Genomic DNA, 19264 nt, shown 5'->3' with positions numbered 1-19264 from the left:
AGCTTGCACCTCTATTCTATAGCAATCCGTTCAAGGTGATGCCCCAAATAAGTAACATTTTATGAATTATCTGTTTTTGAGCATATCGTATAGGGTCTTCCTTGGACGGGAAACACGAACTTGTTCATATTTTTATTGTTCCCATTCTACAGGAACTCTTACCTGATGAACAGTTCAAAGCATTGTCATGACGCTAAGTGAGACAAAAGGCCAAGCGAGATAAGGACTATTTTCTCATTTGGCAGAACCACGAATATACAAGCAAAAAAAATTAGTATAATAAAAACAGATTTTGTTTAGGAGGGAATAAGATGTTGATAGGACATATAAAGGAAATTGTTCGCCATCCTATAAAATCATTTTATGGAGAAAGTGTAAAAACCACGAACGTTATGGAATATGGATTATATGGAGATCGCAGCCATGCATTTTTAGATGAAACACGTCCAGGAAAATATGTTACCATCACACAATGCCCAAATATGGCGAGATATAAAGCAAAATTTTTGGGAGAAGAAACCATGCATGAATATCCCTTAATCGAAATAACTACACCTGAGGGGAAGGTAGTGAGTTGGGGAGATGAAGGATTAACTAAACAAATAGAAGCTGATTCAAATCGATCCATTTCCCTAGTGAAGTATTCACCCACTGATGTACCTATTGGGGCCATTGAATTGGAACATCTTCTACTGATATCGGATGAATCCCTAAATGCATTGCAGAAAATTTGGGGGAAAGAAACACTCAATCATAGGCGCTTTCGGCCAAACTTAATCCTTGCCTTAAACGAACAAACCCCATTCATGGAAGAAATGTGGTTTGGCAAGACATTAAAAATAGGAAATCAAGTGGAGATACAGGTTAAGAGACACTGTGAACGATGTATGATAATAACGGTTAATCCTGACAATGCAGAACGGGACCCATCTTTACAAAAAACGGTATTAAACCAACGCAATAATCATTTTGGGGTATATGCTTCCGTAATGCAAACAGGGGAAATACAAGTGGGAGATGAAGTGGTACTGGTTGATTGATGATTCAGAGCCTTGCTGCATGTATGTGCGGCAAGGCTCTATTGTTATCTATTTTGATTATTTTCGAAATAGATATCGACTTTTTCCGGAAAATGGATTATTATTCTATTTAGAGGTATTTCTAAATAGAATGAAAGAGAGGTGTCATGGTGGGGTTTCCAGAAACATTTAAAGCACTTTCCGACCCGGTGCGAAGAGAAATTTTAGTCTTGCTCAAAGATAAAAAATTATCAGCAGGGGACATCGGAAAGCATTTTGATATGACAGGTGCTACAATTTCCTACCATTTATCACAATTAAAAAAAGCAGGTTTACTTTTTGAGACCAAGTATAAAAACTTCATCTACTACGAGATTAACATTTCTGTATTTGAAGAGGTCATGTTGTGGTTCTCACAGTTTGGAGGGAAAGAAAATGAAAAGAAAAGTTGACCGAACCTTAATCATCACAACCTTGATTTGCTTACTTCCAATTGTCGTTGGCTTAATGCTTTATAATAAGCTGCCAAGTGAAATCGCCATCCACTGGAATGCTTCGGGAACCCCTGATAATTATGTGCCAAAAGCAATTGCAGTATGGGGATTGCCAATTCTCATGGCTGCTATTCATCAATTTGTCTTAAGGATGATGGAAAAAGACCCTAAACGAGCAAACGTTTCAACTGTATTGAAACAGGTAGGAATATGGATTATCCCAATCATGTCATTGATTTTAACTCCGGTAACATTGTTTAAAGCGCTTGGCTATAACATTCCCATTGAAATAGTAGCACCTGTCATGGTAGGCATATTAATCACAGTCTTCGGAAATTATTTACCTAAATGCAAGCAAAACTATACAGTCGGAATTCGGTTAACATGGACCCTTAATAGTACAGATAATTGGAATAAAACACATCATATGGCAGGCTATTTGTGGACAATCGGGGGAATTTGCCTAATCATTGGAGGCTTTTTGAATATCTACTGGGTGCCAATCGTTCTGATCATCGCACTCATTTTAGTTGGAGCACCGGTATTATATTCCTATTCACTTTACAAGAAGGGGATATGAGCGCATTTGAAAGACAGTCGACACAATCTGACTGTCTTTTTATTTAGGTCTAAACCTCCTAAACTCAGAATCTCCTTGCACAACGTGGTGCCGAGAAAATAGCCTATGGTTGGTCTTATGATAAAGGGTAACTAGCCCTTAACTGGCTTTGATTTACGACAAAGATCCAACTTAATGAAGCATTTTCAGCATTCCCGTAACATCAATTCTCCTCCCTACGACAAGCATTTGCACAGAAAAATGGCTGGATTGCACAGGAATGGACCGATTCTGCACAGAAATGAGCTTGATTTGCACAGAAAATGGGATACTTTGCACACAAATTCCGCTTTTCTGCACACTAATAGGACTGAGACGTTTAAAATCCCCAGACGTAAGAACAACCCGGGTTGATTACCTCATTTCTCTTGCTGGCTAATTTATAATCATCGGTTAAGTAGATGAAGCAGGATTTTCCCGTCAATAAATCGAAGTTAATGAGTGAAACCTGTTATGGAGAAAAGGAGTGAATGTATGACTGTGAATCCTAGAATTCAATTTTTTTTAGATAAGTTGAAAGAAATGCCGCAATTGCCAATCGATCAGGTGACGCCAGAGATGTATCGGTCTCAGGATGCTGGGGCATTAAGTTTCCAACAGGAAAGGGAAGCTGTACATAAAGTAGAGGATCAAATCTTACCGCTAAAGGACCGGGATATTCCAGTTCGTATTTATAGCCCGAAAAGCGAGGGGCTTTTGCCTGCGTTAGTTTTTTATCATGGCGGCGGCTGGGTAGTCGGAAACTTGGATAGTCACGATGGAATTTGTCGAGCACTTGCCAATTCAGCTCAGTGTGTGGTTATTTCAGTTGACTATCGTCTTGCACCAGAACACAAATTCCCGGCTGCTGTAGAAGATGCCTATGATTCTCTTCAATATATTGCATCGCACGCAAAGGAATTTTCGATTGACCATAACCAAATTGCGGTGGGCGGAGACAGTGCAGGTGGGAATCTTGCAGCGGTAACTTGTATAATCGCGAAGGAAAAAAAGACACCGAGTATCTGCTATCAACTCCTCCTATATCCTTCGACTGGATATGCTCAAGAACCGCCTTCTATCCGTGAAAATGCTCAAGGCTATTTATTAACAGTAGACATGATGACATGGTTTAGAAAGCATTATGTTACACATGATGACGAGATGCTGAATCCATATGTCTCACCCATTCTCTATCCAGACTTGAGCGGCCTGCCGCCAGCTGCGATTTTAACGGCACAATATGACCCGCTGCGTGATGTTGGGAAAGCGTATGCTGAAAAACTTGAAGACAACGGTGTTCCGGTGTTTTATAAAAATTATCAAGATCTGATTCATGGTTTTGGAAACTTTATTTCTTTTGTACCTGAAGCGCTTGAAGCACTGAATGAGGGTGCGGCCAGCTTGAGAGCTTCGTTTGTACCTAGTTAAAGGAGGATCTATATGCGAAATCATGAAATAGACTTTGTCATTCACGGTGATGATATGCAATGTGTCGAAATTGAACTGGATCCGCAGGAGACAGTTATTGCAGAAGCAGGCAGTTTGATGATGATGGATAACTCGATTGAAATGGAAACCATCTTTGGGGACGGTTCGAAAAACAACGAAGGGGTTATGGGAAAGCTTTTTGGCGCAGGAAAGCGATTGGTCACAGGGGAAAGTTTGTTTATGACAGCCTTCACGAATACGGGGTCTGGTAAAAAGCAAGTTTCCTTCGCTGCACCTTATCCTGGAAAAATAATTGCCCTTGATTTACAAGAGTTAGGCGGCAAAATGATCTGTCAAAAAGACGCCTTTTTGGCAGCGGCAAAAGGTGTTCAGGTGGGCATTGAATTTCAGCGGAAGCTTGGTGCCGGTTTCTTTGGCGGTGAAGGATTTATCATGCAGAAGCTTGAAGGAGATGGAATGGCGTTTATACATGCAGGTGGTACGCTTGTACAAAAAGAATTAAAAGCTGGTGATAAATTGCGTGTCGATACAGGCTGCTTAGTCGCCTTTACACCGAGTATTAATTATTCTGTAGAGATGGTGAAAGGAATAAAAACAGCTCTCTTTGGGGGCGAAGGTTTATTCTTCGCGACACTCGAAGGTCCAGGGGATGTCTTGATTCAATCCCTGCCGTTTTCCCGTTTGGCAAGCCGTGTGTTTTCTGCTGCACCAAGGGGAACAGGGAATTCTAAGGATGAAGGCAGTGTCCTTGGCGGAATGTTTGATTTGTTCGGAGGGAAATAAAAAGGGGGCGGTCAACGAATGTTGACGGCCTCAGTTTATATAACTTCTATTTTTGTTTAACCTACTGTTATAATGAAATAGTATAAAAAATCAGTCTATTCGAATCGAAGGCGGCGAGTAAAAATGAAGAAGTTGATTAACGATCCTAATAATGTGGTTGAAGAAATGATGAAAGGAATGGCGGCAGCGCATCATGATGTACTGAAGCATGTTCCAGATACAGCTGTATTAACACGTGTTGAACGTACTGCTGGAAAAGTTGGAATCGTCAGCGGAGGCGGCAGCGGGCATGAGCCAGCGCATGCTGGTTTTGTGGGAAAAGGAATGCTGGATGCGGCCGTTTGTGGACCAGTCTTTACTTCGCCAGGCCCTGATCAGGTACTGGAAGGCATTAAAGCCGCCGACAGTGGAGCGGGTGTTTTGTTAGTCATTAAGAATTATTCGGGTGATGTGATGAATTTTGAAATGGCAATGGAACTAGCTGAAATGGAAACGATTACAGTTGACAAAGTAATCGTGAATGATGATGTGGCCGTTGAAGACAGCACATATACGACAGGAAGACGCGGGATTGCCGGAACAGTCTTTGTACATAAAATTGCCGGAGCGAAAGCAGAAACAGGAGCATCTTTAGCAGAAGTAAAAGCAAGTGCCGAAAAAGCAATCCGAAATGTACGCTCGATGGGAATGGCCTTGTCAGCCTGCACAATCCCTGCAGCAGGCAAACCGGGATTTGAAATGGCTGAAAATGAAATGGAAATTGGCATGGGTATTCACGGTGAACCGGGAATTGAACGGACTCTTCTGAAAACAGCCGATGAAATTGCTGAAGAGCTTCTCTTAAAAATTTTGCAGGATGGTGTTCACAAATCTGGTGATGAAGTAGCTGTCATGATTAATGGATTGGGTTCAACACCATTAATGGAATTATATATATTGAATGGAAAAGTGAGTGAGATTCTTGCGGAGAAAGGATTTACCGTCTATAAAACGTTTGTTGGTGAATATATGACAGCGATTGAAATGGCAGGCTGTTCGATTACGCTGTTAAAACTAGATGACGAACTAAAAGAATTATTAGATGCTCCAGCACATACAACAGCATTTCGGATGTAATAACGGAAAGGATGATAAGAGTGGGACTGACAACAGAACATATCCAGCTATGGCTTCAAAAGACCAATGAGAAAATTCAAGAAAATAAAACGTATTTAACGGAGCTTGACCAAGCGATAGGCGATGGCGACCATGGAATTAATATGTCCCGCGGTTTTGAGGAAGCAATCAAAAAAACGGCAGATTCAGATTATGAAAGTCCGGGAGATTTGTTAAAGGACTGGGCCATGACATTGATTTCAAAAGTAGGCGGTGCTTCTGGACCGCTGTTTGGGACAGCCATATTAAAGATGTCGATGAGTGTAAAAGGGAAAGCAGAAGTTAATTATGCTGAACTAACGACGGCGTTTGAGGAAGCATTAGCCGGCATCTTGCAGAGAGGGCATGCAGCAGAAAACCAAAAAACCTTGGTCGATGTATGGTCTCCAGTTGTCCGTTTTTTACAGGAAAACACAGCCTTTGATCCAGCAGCGTTCAGCAATCAAGCTAAAGAGGCAATGGAACAAACAAAAGACATGCAAGCTGAAAAGGGCCGTGCTGCCTATTTAAAAGAACGGTCAATTGGTCATCTAGATCCTGGTTCAGTTTCGAGCTTCTATCTTTTACAGTCACTTTCTGAAGTCATTGAAAAGGAAGGGGTTACATTATGAGTAATGTCGGTATCGTTTTTGTTTCTCACAGTGAACAGATTGCGTTGGGATTAAAGGAATTAACGACGCAAGCAATTCAAAATGTATCAATCGAAGCAGCAGGAGGAACGGATGACGGAGAAATCGGCACGAATTTGGAGAAAATTTTGAGTGCAATTGATACCGTTTATTCTGATAAAGGAGTTCTCATCTTATTCGACTTGGGCAGTGCACTTATGAATGCTGAAATGGCTATGGAACTCTCTGGTCGCGAAAACATCCTAATTGCGGACGCTCCCTTAATCGAAGGCGGCTATGTGGCAGCGGTTGAATCTAGTATGGGCAGATCCTTGCAGGAAGTCCTAGAAGCTGCCGAACAAGTAAGAGAGCAGCCAAAGCGAGGCTAAAAAGAAGTTTTTTAAAAATAATTTGACAATAATAGAAGGTATTGGTAATATTAAGTTACTAATTTTGAAGGAGGGTGATGTGTTATGACGACTTATACGATTGCTTATACGATTGTTCAAAACCGATTCGGTAAGTCTACTTTCACATGCCCTTTGTATACGCACTGACGTATACCTTCTTGAACGTGCATGGAAACCTTATGACTGCCGAATCGGGCATGTGATAAGGTTTTTTATTATGCATAAAACAGGAGGATTTCGAATTGAATAGACAAACATTAGGCTTTAAAGAAGACTATGAAGCTACCTTAGTGAAATTTTTAGAACAACCCAAATATAGTAAGTGTGTACCTGCTCGGGTAACCCTTGAACATAAACATTCCTACCGTGTAGTGTCCGAAGAAGGAGAATGGCTGGCATCCGTTGCTGGCAAGTATGCCTATGAATCCATATCGCGTGAGGATTATCCTGCCGTTGGAGATTGGGTGCTGGTTGAAAAAATGCCTGGGGAAGAACGAGCCATCATTCATGAATTATTTCCTCGCTTTTCTAAGTTTTCTCGAAAAGTTGCAGGCGAACAAATTGCCGAGCAGATTGTGGCATCGAACGTGGATCTACTCTTTCTGGTCATGAGCTTAAATGCTGATTTTAACGTCCGCCGGATTGAACGGTATTTGGTGGCTGCTTGGGATTCTGGTGCTACCCCTGTCGTTATTTTGACCAAAGCAGATTTATGCACCGATGTTCTAGGTTATGTAGGTCAACTCGAGAACAGTGTATTGGGTGTAGACGTTCATATTGTGAGTGCATTTACAGGTGAAGGGATTGAGGATGTCAAAGCCTTGCTTTCAGAAGGGGTAACAGGTGCCCTTCTCGGTTCTTCTGGGGCAGGAAAGTCGACTTTGATTAATGCCATCTGTGAAAGTGAGATAATGAAAGTATCCGATATTCGTGAGGATGATGCGAAAGGACGCCACACAACCACTCACCGTGAATTAGTGATGCTTCCTTCTGGAGGGTGTTTAATTGATACCCCCGGAATGCGTGAATTACAGCTATGGGATCAGTCCGAAAGCGTGTCATCAGGATTTCAAGACATTGCCCTTTTGGCGGAACAGTGTTTTTACCGTGATTGTACACATGTGAAAGAACCACGATGTGCGGTAAACCAAGCTGTGGGAGATGGTTCATTAGAAGAAGCCCGGCTGAAGAGCTATTTCAAATTGCAAAAAGAACTTGCTTATATCGAGAGAAAAACGAACACCCAGGAAAAACTCGCAGAACAGAAAAAGTGGAAGCAGCTTTCAAAAGGTACGAAGAGGAAAAATAGGTAATCACAAAAAAGCAGGGGACATTGGCTCCTGCTTTTTTGTATATAAAAAATTATCTGAAAATTTACGTTGACTAATTTGTATATACAAGATAGAATGAAAGCGCAATCAACTATTTGTATATACAAGTTGTGAAACGAGGTTCACTAATAAAATGTTAAGGGGGGAAAGGAATGAGTAAGTACCAAGAACCAGCGAAAGAACTCTTGGAGGCCATTGGCGGAAGTGAAAATATTTCAGTAGTGACTCATTGTGCGACAAGAATGCGGTTTGTTTTAAAGGATCCAGCGAAAGCAGATGTTGAACAAATTGAAAGCATCAAACTTGTTAAAGGTACCTTTACACAAGGAGGACAGTTCCAGGTCATTATTGGCAATGAGGTATCGTCCTTTTACAATGAGTTTATTAAAATGGCCGGTGTAAGCGATACGTCCAAAGAGGACGCAAAAATAGCGGCTAAACAAAATATGAATTTATTACAAAGAATTATTTCACATTTAGCGGACATTTTTACACCGCTAATACCTGCACTCGTCGTCGGGGGATTAATTCTCGGGTTTAGAAATGTAATCGGAGACATTAAGTTGTTAGAGGATGGTACCAAAACACTCGTTGAAGTCTCACAATTCTGGTCTGGAGTCCATGCGTTTCTCTGGTTAATTGGTGAAGCGATTTTCCACTTCCTTCCGGTCGGGATTACATGGGCAGTTGCGAGAAAGATGGGCGCTTCGCAAATTCTCGGGATTATTTTGGGGATTACCCTTGTATCTCCTCAGCTGTTAAATGCGTATGCTGTCGCAGGTAATGCAGAAATTCCTTTCTGGGATTTCGGGTTTGCCACAGTGGATATGATCGGCTATCAAGCCCAGGTCATTCCTGCGATTCTTGCTGGTCTTGTCTTCTCCTTCCTTGAACTCAAATTACGTAAAGTCATTCCTAATTCCATTTCAATGATCGTCGTTCCCTTTCTTTCGTTAGTTCCAACCGTTTTACTTGCCCATGTTGTCCTAGGTCCAATCGGTTGGATGGCAGGATCGTGGGTATCTGACATTGTGTATTCAGGATTAACGTCGGCATTTGGCTGGCTGTTTGCCGCAATTTTCGGATTTGTCTATGCGCCGCTCGTCATCACCGGCTTGCATCATATGACCAATGCAATCGATTTGCAGCTAATGAGTGAGCTCGGCGGCACCAACCTTTGGCCAATGATTGCTTTATCCAATATTGCTCAAGGCTCTGCTGTTATGGCGATGATTTATATTAACCGCAAAGATGAAGAAGAAAAACAAGTGTCAATTCCAGCTGCGATTTCTTGCTACTTGGGGGTCACTGAACCCGCTATGTTTGGAATTAACTTGAAATATGGCTATCCCTTCCTTGCAGCGATGATTGGCTCATTAGTAGCAGCCGTCATTTCAGTTGGAAGCGGAGTTATGGCGAACTCCATTGGTGTCGGCGGGATACCAGGTATTCTTTCCATTCAGTCCAGTTACTTACTTGTGTTTGCTCTAGCAATGGTAGTTGCCATTGTGATTCCGTTCATTCTAACCATCGTATTTGCCAAAACTAAAATTGGAAAAATGTCATTCAAAAAATCAAAAACAGAAGCCGCGTAAACGAAGAGAGAGGGGCAACCCTTTCTCTCTACTTCTTAGAAAGGCAGGTATTTACTCATGCAGCAGCCTTGGTGGAAAAAATCTGTTGTTTATCAAATTTATCCAAAGAGTTTTAATGATAGTACTGGAAACGGCATGGGGGATTTACAAGGAATTATCGAAAAACTCGATTACCTTAAAAAACTTGGCGTGGATGTGATTTGGCTCACCCCCATCTACCAATCACCACAGCGGGATAATGGCTATGACATTAGCAACTATTATTCTATCTATGAAGAATATGGGAGTATGGAAGATTTTCAGCAGCTTCTAGAAGAAGCACATCAAAAAGAAATCAAAGTAATTATGGACCTAGTGGTAAATCATACTTCGACAGAACACAATTGGTTTAAAGAAGCAGCTTCTTCACGAGACAACAGCTATCGCGATTACTATATTTGGAAAGATGAACCGACGAATTGGCTCTCAAAATTTGGCGGCTCAGCGTGGAAATTCGATGAACGAACTGGACAGTATTATTTGCATTTATTTGACGAAACACAAGCTGATTTGAATTGGGAAAATCCCAAACTGCGTCAAGATATTTATAAGATGATGCATTTTTGGTTTGAGATAGGTATTGATGGCTTCAGATTAGATGTAGTGAATTTAATTTCAAAAGATCAACGGTATATCGACGATGATGGATCCATACTTCCTGGAGACGGCCGTAAATTTTATACAGACGGCCCTCGTGTTCACGAATATCTGCAAGAAATGAATCAAGAAGTCTTGGCTCATTATGATGGAATGACGGTCGGGGAAATGTCTTCTACAACCATCGAAAACTGTATTCAGTATACCCAGCCAGAACGAAATGAATTGAGCATGACATTTAACTTTCACCACCTAAAGGTCGATTATCCGAATGGAGAAAAATGGGCATTGGGGGACTTTGACTTTTTAGCTCTAAAGAAAATCCTCTCCACCTGGCAGACAGAAATGCAGCAGGGCGGAGGATGGAATGCGCTTTTCTGGTGCAACCATGACCAGCCTCGTATTGTCTCCCGTTATGGCCATGACGGCATCTATCATAAAGAATCGGCAAAAATGCTTGCTACAACCATTCATTTAATGCAGGGAACACCCTATATTTATCAAGGGGAAGAATTCGGGATGACGAATCCTAGGTTTACGAGCATTGATCAGTATCGGGACGTAGAAACCATTAACCAATATCACCTGATGAAAGAGGCAGGGAAGTCAGAGAAAGACATCATGAGCATCCTTCAAGAAAAATCGCGGGATAATTCACGAACACCGGTGCAGTGGAATCAAGACGCTCAAGCTGGTTTTACGTCGGGAACCCCCTGGATTCCACTAGGGGCTAATACCGAAATCAATGCAGAATCAGCTTTGAGGGATGAAACGTCTATCTTTTATCATTATCAAAAATTGATTACGATGCGTAAAGAATATACGATTATTACGGACGGGGAGTATCGTCTCCTAGAGAAAAACCACCCTTATCTATTTGTTTATGAGCGAGTCTTAGATGATGAGGTCCTGCTTGTGATTAATAATTTTTATGGAGAAACGACGGAGCTGACCCTACCAGAAGAGCTGCTTCATGATTATCATCATGAATTGTTACTTTCAAATGTAGAGGAAATACCGCAACTAACAAAAAAAATCGACATAGGACCGTATCAATCATATGTATATCATTTCAAAAAATGATATGATGAAATTGGTGATAACTGGTGAAAAATAAATTTACACAAATTTCTGAAGATATTGCAGGACAAATTAATGATGGGCAATTAACAGCAGGGTCACTACTTCCTTCAGAAAATGAATTAGCAGACATGTATGAGGCTTCACGAGAAACGGTTCGGAAAGCACTGAAAATCCTTGCGGAAGACGGGTACATTCATAAGGTGCAGGGGAAGGGTTCCATTGTACTCGATGTTACTAAGCTTGATTTCCCTATTTCAGGACTTGTCAGCTTCAAAGAACTTTCATCTAAAATGGGTAAACGTATCCGTACATGGGTGGTAGAGTTAGAAAAGGGAGAGCCCTCTCGTGATAGTAAAGAAAAAATGAAATTAGAAAAAGATGACTTAGTCTGGACCTTGAGCAGGGTACGTGAAATTGAGGGAGAACGGATTATCCTTGATAAGGACATCTTGTCAGCAACATATGTGCCAGAGCTGACGAAGGAAATCTGTGAAAACTCTATCTACGAGTACCTCGAAGGAGAACTTGGACTAGCCATTTCGTTCGCCAAAAAAGAAATTACCATTGAAATTCCGACGGAAGAAGATCGACGTTTTTTGGACCTCGAGGGATACCACAATATCGTCGTGGTCAAAAACTATGTATACCTAGACGATACCAGCATGTTTCAATACACAGAATCACGCCATCGTCCGGACAAATTCCGATTTGTCGATTTTGCAAGAAGGAAATAGAGAATAGAGGAGGACAACAGCATGTTTTTCAAAAAGTCAAAAAAAGAAAAGAAAATAACCGTATATAGTCCATTGAATGGGGACGTTATCCCGTTGGGGAATGTACCAGATCCTGTTTTTTCCCAGAAAATGATGGGGGATGGATTTGCCTTCAATCCAGTAAATGGAGAAATTGTTTCCCCAATTAACGGCAAGGTAACACAGGTATTCCCAACGCAGCATGCGATTGGACTAGAAGCAGAAAATGGACTTGAAGTACTATTACATCTTGGTCTCGATACGGTTGAATTAAAAGGAGAAGGCTTCTCTATCAATGTAAAAGCTGGTGATGTGCTAAAGGCCAACGACCCAATTGGTACCTTCGATCTCTCGTATATCAAAGAAAAAGGTAAGGAAGTCATAACCGTCCTTGTATTCCCTAACTTTGATGAAAAAATTGCCGAAGTAATTCCATCAGCGGTAACGGAAGTAACAACAGGAACAGAAATCGCTGAGTTAACATTTAAATAATTCTCCTGCATACCTCCGTCATGATGATTGACGGGGGTTTTTTATCCCTTTAATTCAGCGCTTAACGGCGCTGATTTTTTTTATGGAGTGGAATTGTAACAGGAACCAGAACACATGTTATGCATGTACATATACTATTTAAAAGAAATCGTTTATGCGTAATGTATCAGTGGAGTTAGAAACCGAACACTGCTGCTTACTTATTTGTAGACGGGACAAGCACCCAGAATATCACCAAGTTTAGGGGGATAAAAGAATGGTCAAAATTTCAATAAATGTTGATGATGAAAATGCAGAAGTGTTGTTTGATATGAAAGATGTTCAGGCCCGCGAGGCTATCGAAGTGATAGAAGCGGCTATAAAGAATTTATCAACAGGTGCCGGTGTCAAAGGTGACAAAGGAGATCCAGGACCAAAAGGGGATAAGGGAGATCCAGGTCTTGCTGGTCCCAAAGGGGTAACTGGAGCTACAGGGGCAATAGGAGCTTCAGGTATAAAAGGGGATGCAGGTCAACAAGGTGTGAAAGGTGATAAGGGAGATCCAGGCCCGGCTGGTGCCAAAGGAGAAACGGGAATAGCGGGTGCAATAGGAGCTGTCGGTCCTCAAGGTGTAAAAGGGGACAAGGGGGATCCAGGTCTTGCTGGAGCTAAAGGAATAACTGGAGCGACTGGTCCGAAAGGGGATGCGGGTCCACAAGGTTTAAAAGGAGAGAAGGGAGATCCAGGTCCTTCTGGTGCCAAAGGAGTAACGGGAATAGCCGGTGCAATAGGTGCTGTCGGTCCTCAAGGTATAAAAGGGGACAAGGGGGAACCAGGTCTTGCTGGAGCCAAAGGAGTAACGGGAGCGACTGGTCCGAAAGGGGATGCAGGTCCACAAGGTGTAAAAGGAGACAAGGGAGATCAAGGTCCAGCTGGCCCTGCTGGTTTGGGTAACGGAGGAACTTCCGGATCAGACTATTTGATCGAGTTAGATAAATGGGGAATTACACAAGGTGCGATGGGCAAACCGCCGTACACTAGCGCTCAATGGGCAATCGCCTATAATAACTTGTTAGGATTTAATAACGCATTAAAATACGCAAAAGATAACGGCAGGGGGAAAATTGTTGTTCCGAAGGGGATTTATTCATTCTGCTATACGAATTTAAATGGTGGAGCTGAAGCCCATGCCATGCAGAACACACCTATTAAGCTTTTCGATTATCAGACGCTTGATTTGAATGGATCTCAATTCGAGGTAATGTATGATTCTATTAACAAGAATCCTTACGATAAATCACCAGCAGCAACACCTGCATGGAAACTAGCTGGAAAATTCATTGAACTTACGAACTGCATGCATTCCCATGTCATTAATGGGAAAATCATCGGGGATATTCCAAACAGAAGCTTCACAGATGGAGGTCGAGGCTTTAATTCAGAATATGGGATGGAACAGACATATGGAATATACTTGGATAGAGGTTCTAAATTTTGTTCATTTGAAAACTTAGATGTATCTATGTTCATGGGTGATGGAATTTCAATGGGTTCCTACCCAATGAGCACTCTGACATCAAACATCATTCAATCTCCAAAGATGCTGCCTGGGTATGTGGATGATACAGGGACAACCATAGCCAAAGATGGTGCTTATGTTTCAGCAAGATTTAAACTGATTAGAGGGGTGCATAAAGAAATACAAATGCGAACAGGCGGTGGATATACCCGTATTCCGAATATCAAAAACACGTGGTTTGAATACTTGTTTTTTGATGAGGCGGGAAAAATCGTTGGTCGAAAAAAAGCAGTGTCTTTACAAAATACAATGGTACCTTACAATGCCTTTACGATGGCTGTTCAATTGCTAAACGAAACACCAGGATTGGCTGATCTTACGATAAATTATTCAATTACCATGCCTCAAACGCAGTTCGTTACCATTAAAAATTGTGAGATACATGATAATCACAGAGGCGGTATAAGTGGTGGGGCAGATTTTACTACAATTGAAAAAAGTAAAATTTATCATAACGGGATGGATTCTAGTATAAGCGTGCCTATTTTTCCTGACACAACGAGGTATCAAATAAACTTCGAAGACAGCTATTGTAATTTTCTTAATATCGTTGACTGTCATTTCTTTTCTGGATTTCACAGTATTTTGGCTGGTGTGTACAATGTTAGAATTGAAAATTGTTTGTTTCAAGGTTTAAATGGGCCAATAATTTATAACAATTCAAGTACAATTATAAAAGGAAATACCTTTGATGATTGTAACGGATTTGGATTAATGCCTTCTATGGAATTTCAGCGGAGAACCATTCACTTTACCGATAATATCGTGAATACGAAAGTTTGTGGATTAAATGCAGAAGGTCATGCTAATACGTTTGTGAAAGTATCAAATAATACGTTTAATGTAGATTCAATAACAGTGGTAGGGAATATTGAATTTAAAGGGAATTCGGTTAAAGCTATGTCAGGTGAAAAATGGAATGAATACATCCAATCATCGATAAATTGTAAAGTTTGCGAAGGCAACACCTTTGAAAATTTTGGAGGAAATAATTACTATCGTTTCTATGCTAGTAAGAAGAAAGAATCTGATTCAATCATGAAGAATAATATCTTCAGAAATATCGCGTTTAATAGTGTGAATATTAATAACGACACAGAATTTAAAGAGTGTGAATTTTATAATTGTGCTATCAGGGTACCGGTGAGCGATAAAACTCTTAACAGTAGTTTAACGTTTGAGAAATGCTTATTGCAAGATACTCAAATCGATTTAGGGGGAGTATACGCAAACGTTAATTCAATAGAAGGTATCGTACAAAAAGTAATCTTTGAGGATTCTAAAGTTATTTTTACGAAAGACTACAAAAAAAAGGTATTAGTGACGATTGATGATAACATTCCATCTAATGGTATTGAAGCACCACGATCTTACGAGATAGAATTTATAGATGGAGAGTTTACTAATCAAGTCGTAAACTCAAATACAAGAATGTTGTCCTACGCATCCGCAGTGACCGGGGATTATCCACAATTAAAGAAAGTGACAATAGAAGATACTACCCTTAGAATTGCAGATATTTCTAAATTCAATTTCATTGCGGATGAAAGCAATTCAAATCCAAATAGTTCGGTCATCATTAAAAACGCTAAGTTTAGAGGGTTTGACGCGATTAAACCAACGAAAAATATTAAAACTGAGGTGTATGTTACCCCTTTAACAAAGCTTATATAAAAGTGAAGCCTGCCCATCAGCTTGTTTAGATGATGGGCAGGCTTTTTATCGTGCGTTAAAAATCAAGCTTATTCCATTTAGTAAATAAATCATTTACCTTTTTAACTATTTTCTTTTCGGGTATGTTCACAAGTTGTGAATTCTTCAAGATGAGCTTGCCGTCTACTACGACTTCAGAAATGGCACTTGGCTGCATCGAATAAATGAGATTCGCAAACAGTTCATTGGTTGGGGAAAGCGATAAATCATCTAGATTTAATGAGACAAAATCCGCAGCTAATCCTTCTTTTAGTTCCCCTGTATTCAGTCGGAGTAAATGGGCGCCTGTTTTGGTTCCCATGTCAAAGACTTGTTTGGCATGGATGCATGTGCCGTCGAGTCGGTAGACTTTTTGAAGTAATGAACACATCCGCATTTCTTCGAAAATACTAATTCGGTTATTACTGCATGCACCGTCAGATCCCAAGGCAATGGGAACACCTGCACCAGCTAATGCGGGGATGGGTGTAACACCGTCCGATAAAAACATATTACTAGAAGGACAATAGGCGAGACCCGAACCACGTTGACCAAGTAATGTTACCTCTGATTCATCAATCCATACTAAGTGAATGGCAATCATACGATCATCAACAACACCGAGTGAATCAAGATAATGAACAGGTCGCTTTTTATAGGTTGCTAGTATTTCATTGACTTCAAACATTTCTTCAGCAACATGAATATGGAAGGGGGTCCCAAGTTCTTTTGCTAATTTATGACCAGCTTGAATCATTTCTGGTGAGGCTGCGTGAGGACTATGCGGGGCTGGATGAATATCGACCATACGATCTCCTTGGTACTTAATGGCAAGCTGTCTCGTACGGGTCACCGCATCATCAATGCTTTCTATGTAACTTTGAGGAGCACCAGTCCAGTCATACATCGTACGTGCCATGACGAAGCGAATCCCCACATCTTTTGCCGCACGAATAACGGCTTCATCATTCGCAGTTCCGCCGTTATGTACGTAGAAGAAATCACTAACCGTTGTTACGCCGTATTTCACCATTTCCCCAAAGGCAAATAGTGCACCTGTGTAAATCGCTTCCTCATCTAATAAGGGGGTATATTTATATAGAGCTTGATCACGCCACTCTAAGAAAGGTTTGTCTACAGCAATCCCGCGAAGAAGACTTTGAAAAGAATGGTTATGTGCATTTACGGTGCCAGGAACAATTGCCTTCCCAGCCCAATCTTTAATAGACGCTTGGGGATAGAGGGAGACAAGATCTTCTTTAGAAGCCACTTTTGTAATCACACCATCTATCACCAGCAAGCCCAAATCTTTTTGGAATACATCGTTATGATAAATATAGTCAGCGAAATATAAGGTTTGCATAGGGAGCCCCTTTCTTTTTTTATAGGTCGTGATCCAGTTTGAAAATAGCTTGAAGTAAGACGTTCGCCACTTTTTCAATGTCTTCAATCCTGCTGAATTCTTCAGGACAGTGACTTTTGCCATCAATACTTGGCACAAAAAGCATTCCAGCTTTTGTGATAGAGGAGAGGTGTGCAGTGTCATGTCCGGCCATGCTCCCTAAAAGCAGATACGGTTCATCTGGGGGAACGGATTGTTCGAAAGTGTGGATTACGTCTTCATCCATTTGTGCAGGTGCTTGATCTAAAATGATTGTTCGATGGATGTTAATTGGTTGATGTTCAAATAATTCACGAATGGTCTGGTCTAGTTGAATAACCGTCTTACGAATTCTATCTTTCGTATCACCTCGTACTTCCATGAGTATTTTCACTTCACTTGGAATGATGTTTGGTGCCCCAGGTGAAATAACGAATTGGCCAATTGTTCCCACTACTTCATCTGCTGGGTCAAGACGCAGGATTTCTTCAAAGGCGACGACGAATTTCGAGGCTGCCACTAGTGCATCATTTCTTTCTTTCATAAGCGTCGTTCCGGCATGATTGGCTTCTCCGGTAAAGGTGATTTCTTCCCGATATATTCCGGTGATAGCCATGACAATCCCAATTGGAATGTCCTTGTTTACCAGTCGTTTACCTTGCTCGATATGCACTTCAAGAAAAGCGGCAATAGCTTGTGGGGAAACATTTGCCGTTTCAATATGTGCAATAGACCCTCCGGCTGAAGCGAGTGCTCTTTGTAATGAAATACCAGAAGGGGTTTGGACATCTTCAATATCTTGTTTTTTGAGTTTTCCTGTAATCACACGGCTTCCAAATGTAGAGAGGTTAAATGGATTGGGCTCTTCAGCGGTGAAGGATACTAAGCTGATCGGATGGGTCATTTCAATATTATGTTCCATTAGCGTGGTCAAAATTTCTAACCCAATAAGAACACCGAGCGCCCCATCATATTTGCCGCCGTTTGGAACCGTATCGAGATGAGAACCAATCGTAATTGGGGCTAATAATGAATTGGTTCCAAGGGTGGTCCAAATATTTGCCGCAGCGTCAACCTTAAAAGGAAGCTGTAAGGTTGTTAATTGCTGCTTAAACCACTCTCGAGCTTCTAAATCAAATTCATTAAATGTGACTCGGTCTAGCCCATTTGTTTCGTTTCGCCCGATGCTTCCAAGCTCTTCAATGTTTGATTGAAGTCGATGGATATTGATTCGTAAGGTTGATGGATTGATAGGAAAATGCTTCATTTGTCATCACCTATTTTCCTTTTAGATAGATTGAATTACTACTAAATCATTTCATTAATCCTTTTAAAGATACTATAACATGAATTATTTTCCATATTAAGTCTATTCCTTTTTAATGATAAGTATGTGTGCGATGAAACTAAGTAGACACTAAGATACAATATGGAAAGGAACTAGTTAAAATAGAGAGGCGGGTACTACATACATGATTATTGAAGTAATTGCAGATTCAGTGAGTGATGCAAGAATGGCACAAGTTGCAGGAGCTAGTCGAATTGAACTGATTTCAGGTGCGTTAGAGGGAGGACTAACTCCAAGCTACGGGTTGATAAAAGCAGTATGTTCCCTGCGTATTCCCGTTAATGTGATGATTCGTCCGCATAGCCGGAGTTTTTGTTATACACCTGAAGAGCTGGAAATCATGATAAATGATATCAGCATTTGTAGGGAGTTAGGGGCAACTGGAGTTGTATTTGGCGTCCTAACTGACCAAAATGAAATTGATAAAGCAGCGTTAGATCAATTAATCGAGGCAGCTGAAGGATTGGATATTACCTTTCATCGTGCGTTTGATGAAGTGACAGATCAAATCAAGGCGCTGAGAATTCTTCAAACCTACCCAGAAATCTCAAGGGTACTAACATCGGGTGGGGACGAAAAGGCCATTACGGCGACTACAAGATTGCAGCAACTAGTAAAAGAAAGCGAAAAGTCCCATCTGAAAATAATGGCTGGTTCCGGACTTACAGCGGATAATACAGCACAGTTTTTAGCCAAAGTCAGAGTAAAAGAAATTCATATAGGATCCGGTGCGCGTATTAATGCTAGTTTTTCTCATTCGATTGATCCAGAAAAGATAGCCGCGTTTATTAAAATAGCAGGTTGTTTGAATTAATCTTAGAAGGAATTAATAGAAGGGTGTAGAAACTAGTAATTATGTAATCGAAATGTATTGTTG

Annotated in this window: 17 protein-coding genes; 15 read left to right on the top strand and 2 right to left on the bottom strand. The window is 40.9% G+C overall.

The window, feature by feature from the left end; translation table 11 throughout:
* The first annotated feature begins 311 nt into the window (after window positions 1–311).
* From MHI18_RS02270 to MHI18_RS02205, 14 genes are all read left to right on the top strand, one after another.
* Window positions 312–1040: an MOSC domain-containing protein gene (locus MHI18_RS02270; protein WP_340845797.1), complete on the top strand. Its 729-nt coding sequence runs from the start codon at window positions 312–314 to the stop codon at window positions 1038–1040.
* 149 nt (window positions 1041–1189) lie between these two features.
* Window positions 1190–1471 carry an autorepressor SdpR family transcription factor gene (locus tag MHI18_RS02265; RefSeq protein WP_340847545.1) on the top strand — a complete coding sequence of 94 codons (282 nt, stop codon included), beginning with the start codon at window positions 1190–1192 and terminating at the stop codon, window positions 1469–1471.
* Window positions 1455–2093 (top strand): SdpI family protein, encoded by a 639-nt coding sequence (locus tag MHI18_RS02260; RefSeq protein WP_340845796.1) that lies wholly within the window; start codon window positions 1455–1457, stop codon window positions 2091–2093. Before MHI18_RS02265 ends, MHI18_RS02260 begins: the two co-directional genes overlap by 17 nt.
* Window positions 2094–2606: 513 nt before the next feature.
* A complete protein-coding gene (locus MHI18_RS02255) occupies window positions 2607–3542 on the top strand; it encodes an alpha/beta hydrolase (protein ID WP_340845795.1) in 936 nt (311 codons plus the stop codon).
* 12 nt (window positions 3543–3554) lie between these two features.
* Window positions 3555–4346: a TIGR00266 family protein gene (locus MHI18_RS02250; protein ID WP_340845794.1), complete on the top strand. Its 792-nt coding sequence runs from the start codon at window positions 3555–3557 to the stop codon at window positions 4344–4346.
* 123 nt (window positions 4347–4469) lie between these two features.
* Complete coding sequence (gene dhaK / locus MHI18_RS02245) at window positions 4470–5462, top strand: dihydroxyacetone kinase subunit DhaK (protein WP_340845793.1); 993 nt, start codon at window positions 4470–4472, stop codon at window positions 5460–5462.
* A 20-nt stretch (window positions 5463–5482) separates the two neighbouring features.
* Complete coding sequence (dhaL, locus tag MHI18_RS02240; protein WP_340845792.1) at window positions 5483–6112, top strand: dihydroxyacetone kinase subunit DhaL; 630 nt, start codon at window positions 5483–5485, stop codon at window positions 6110–6112.
* Window positions 6109–6498 carry a dihydroxyacetone kinase phosphoryl donor subunit DhaM gene (gene dhaM / locus MHI18_RS02235; RefSeq protein ID WP_340845791.1) on the top strand — a complete coding sequence of 130 codons (390 nt, stop codon included), beginning with the start codon at window positions 6109–6111 and terminating at the stop codon, window positions 6496–6498. Before dhaL ends, dhaM begins: the two co-directional genes overlap by 4 nt.
* A 263-nt stretch (window positions 6499–6761) precedes the next feature.
* Complete coding sequence (gene rsgA, locus MHI18_RS02230; RefSeq protein ID WP_340845790.1) at window positions 6762–7832, top strand: ribosome small subunit-dependent GTPase A; 1071 nt, start codon at window positions 6762–6764, stop codon at window positions 7830–7832.
* A 170-nt stretch (window positions 7833–8002) separates the two neighbouring features.
* Entirely contained in the window at window positions 8003–9445 is a 1443-nt protein-coding gene (gene treP, locus MHI18_RS02225) for a PTS system trehalose-specific EIIBC component (protein ID WP_340845789.1), read from the top strand.
* A 57-nt stretch (window positions 9446–9502) separates the two neighbouring features.
* Window positions 9503–11164 (top strand): alpha,alpha-phosphotrehalase, encoded by a 1662-nt coding sequence (treC, locus tag MHI18_RS02220; protein ID WP_340845788.1) that lies wholly within the window; start codon window positions 9503–9505, stop codon window positions 11162–11164.
* Between the two features lie 23 nt (window positions 11165–11187).
* Window positions 11188–11898 carry a trehalose operon repressor gene (gene treR / locus MHI18_RS02215; RefSeq protein WP_340845787.1) on the top strand — a complete coding sequence of 237 codons (711 nt, stop codon included), beginning with the start codon at window positions 11188–11190 and terminating at the stop codon, window positions 11896–11898.
* Window positions 11899–11919: 21 nt separating this feature from the next.
* Window positions 11920–12408 (top strand): PTS sugar transporter subunit IIA, encoded by a 489-nt coding sequence (locus MHI18_RS02210; protein ID WP_340845786.1) that lies wholly within the window; start codon window positions 11920–11922, stop codon window positions 12406–12408.
* 256 nt (window positions 12409–12664) lie between these two features.
* Complete coding sequence (locus tag MHI18_RS02205) at window positions 12665–15640, top strand: hypothetical protein (protein ID WP_340845785.1); 2976 nt, start codon at window positions 12665–12667, stop codon at window positions 15638–15640.
* 55 nt (window positions 15641–15695) lie between these two features.
* On the opposite strand, the gene MHI18_RS02200 is transcribed toward MHI18_RS02205, so the two are convergent.
* On the bottom strand, window positions 15696–17021 hold the full coding sequence (locus MHI18_RS02200) for an amidohydrolase family protein (protein WP_340845784.1): 1326 nt from the start codon (window positions 17019–17021) through the stop codon (window positions 15696–15698).
* A gap of 19 nt (window positions 17022–17040) precedes the next feature.
* Window positions 17041–18306: a Zn-dependent hydrolase gene (locus tag MHI18_RS02195; RefSeq protein WP_340845783.1), complete on the bottom strand. Its 1266-nt coding sequence runs from the start codon at window positions 18304–18306 to the stop codon at window positions 17041–17043.
* Between the two features lie 205 nt (window positions 18307–18511).
* Here MHI18_RS02195 and MHI18_RS02190 point away from each other — a divergent pair, with 205 nt between their 5' ends.
* On the top strand, window positions 18512–19201 hold the full coding sequence (locus tag MHI18_RS02190; RefSeq protein WP_340845782.1) for a copper homeostasis protein CutC: 690 nt from the start codon (window positions 18512–18514) through the stop codon (window positions 19199–19201).
* Window positions 19202–19264 lie beyond the last annotated feature (63 nt).

This window comes from Peribacillus sp. FSL H8-0477 (assembly GCF_038002765.1).
Lineage (GTDB): Bacteria > Bacillota > Bacilli > Bacillales > DSM-1321 > Peribacillus.
The sequence above is the reverse complement of the archived record's forward strand: the minus strand, read 5'-3'. Positions and strand labels throughout refer to the sequence as shown.

What these genes read in the sequence shown, in the direction of transcription:
- MHI18_RS02190 (WP_340845782.1), top strand. Translation starts at nt 18,512, where the DNA reads ATGATTATTGAAGTAATTGCAGATTCAGTGAGTGATGCAAGAATGGCA.
- MHI18_RS02260 (WP_340845796.1), top strand. Translation starts at nt 1,455, where the DNA reads ATGAAAAGAAAAGTTGACCGAACCTTAATCATCACAACCTTGATTTGC.
- dhaK (WP_340845793.1), top strand. Translation starts at nt 4,470, where the DNA reads ATGAAGAAGTTGATTAACGATCCTAATAATGTGGTTGAAGAAATGATG.
- MHI18_RS02255 (WP_340845795.1), top strand. Translation starts at nt 2,607, where the DNA reads ATGACTGTGAATCCTAGAATTCAATTTTTTTTAGATAAGTTGAAAGAA.
- MHI18_RS02205 (WP_340845785.1), top strand. Translation starts at nt 12,665, where the DNA reads ATGGTCAAAATTTCAATAAATGTTGATGATGAAAATGCAGAAGTGTTG.
- MHI18_RS02210 (WP_340845786.1), top strand. Translation starts at nt 11,920, where the DNA reads ATGTTTTTCAAAAAGTCAAAAAAAGAAAAGAAAATAACCGTATATAGT.
- treP (WP_340845789.1), top strand. Translation starts at nt 8,003, where the DNA reads ATGAGTAAGTACCAAGAACCAGCGAAAGAACTCTTGGAGGCCATTGGC.
- MHI18_RS02200 (WP_340845784.1), bottom strand. Translation starts at nt 17,021, where the DNA reads ATGCAAACCTTATATTTCGCTGACTATATTTATCATAACGATGTATTC.
- MHI18_RS02250 (WP_340845794.1), top strand. Translation starts at nt 3,555, where the DNA reads ATGCGAAATCATGAAATAGACTTTGTCATTCACGGTGATGATATGCAA.
- MHI18_RS02195 (WP_340845783.1), bottom strand. Translation starts at nt 18,306, where the DNA reads ATGAAGCATTTTCCTATCAATCCATCAACCTTACGAATCAATATCCAT.
- dhaM (WP_340845791.1), top strand. Translation starts at nt 6,109, where the DNA reads ATGAGTAATGTCGGTATCGTTTTTGTTTCTCACAGTGAACAGATTGCG.
- MHI18_RS02270 (WP_340845797.1), top strand. Translation starts at nt 312, where the DNA reads ATGTTGATAGGACATATAAAGGAAATTGTTCGCCATCCTATAAAATCA.
- treC (WP_340845788.1), top strand. Translation starts at nt 9,503, where the DNA reads ATGCAGCAGCCTTGGTGGAAAAAATCTGTTGTTTATCAAATTTATCCA.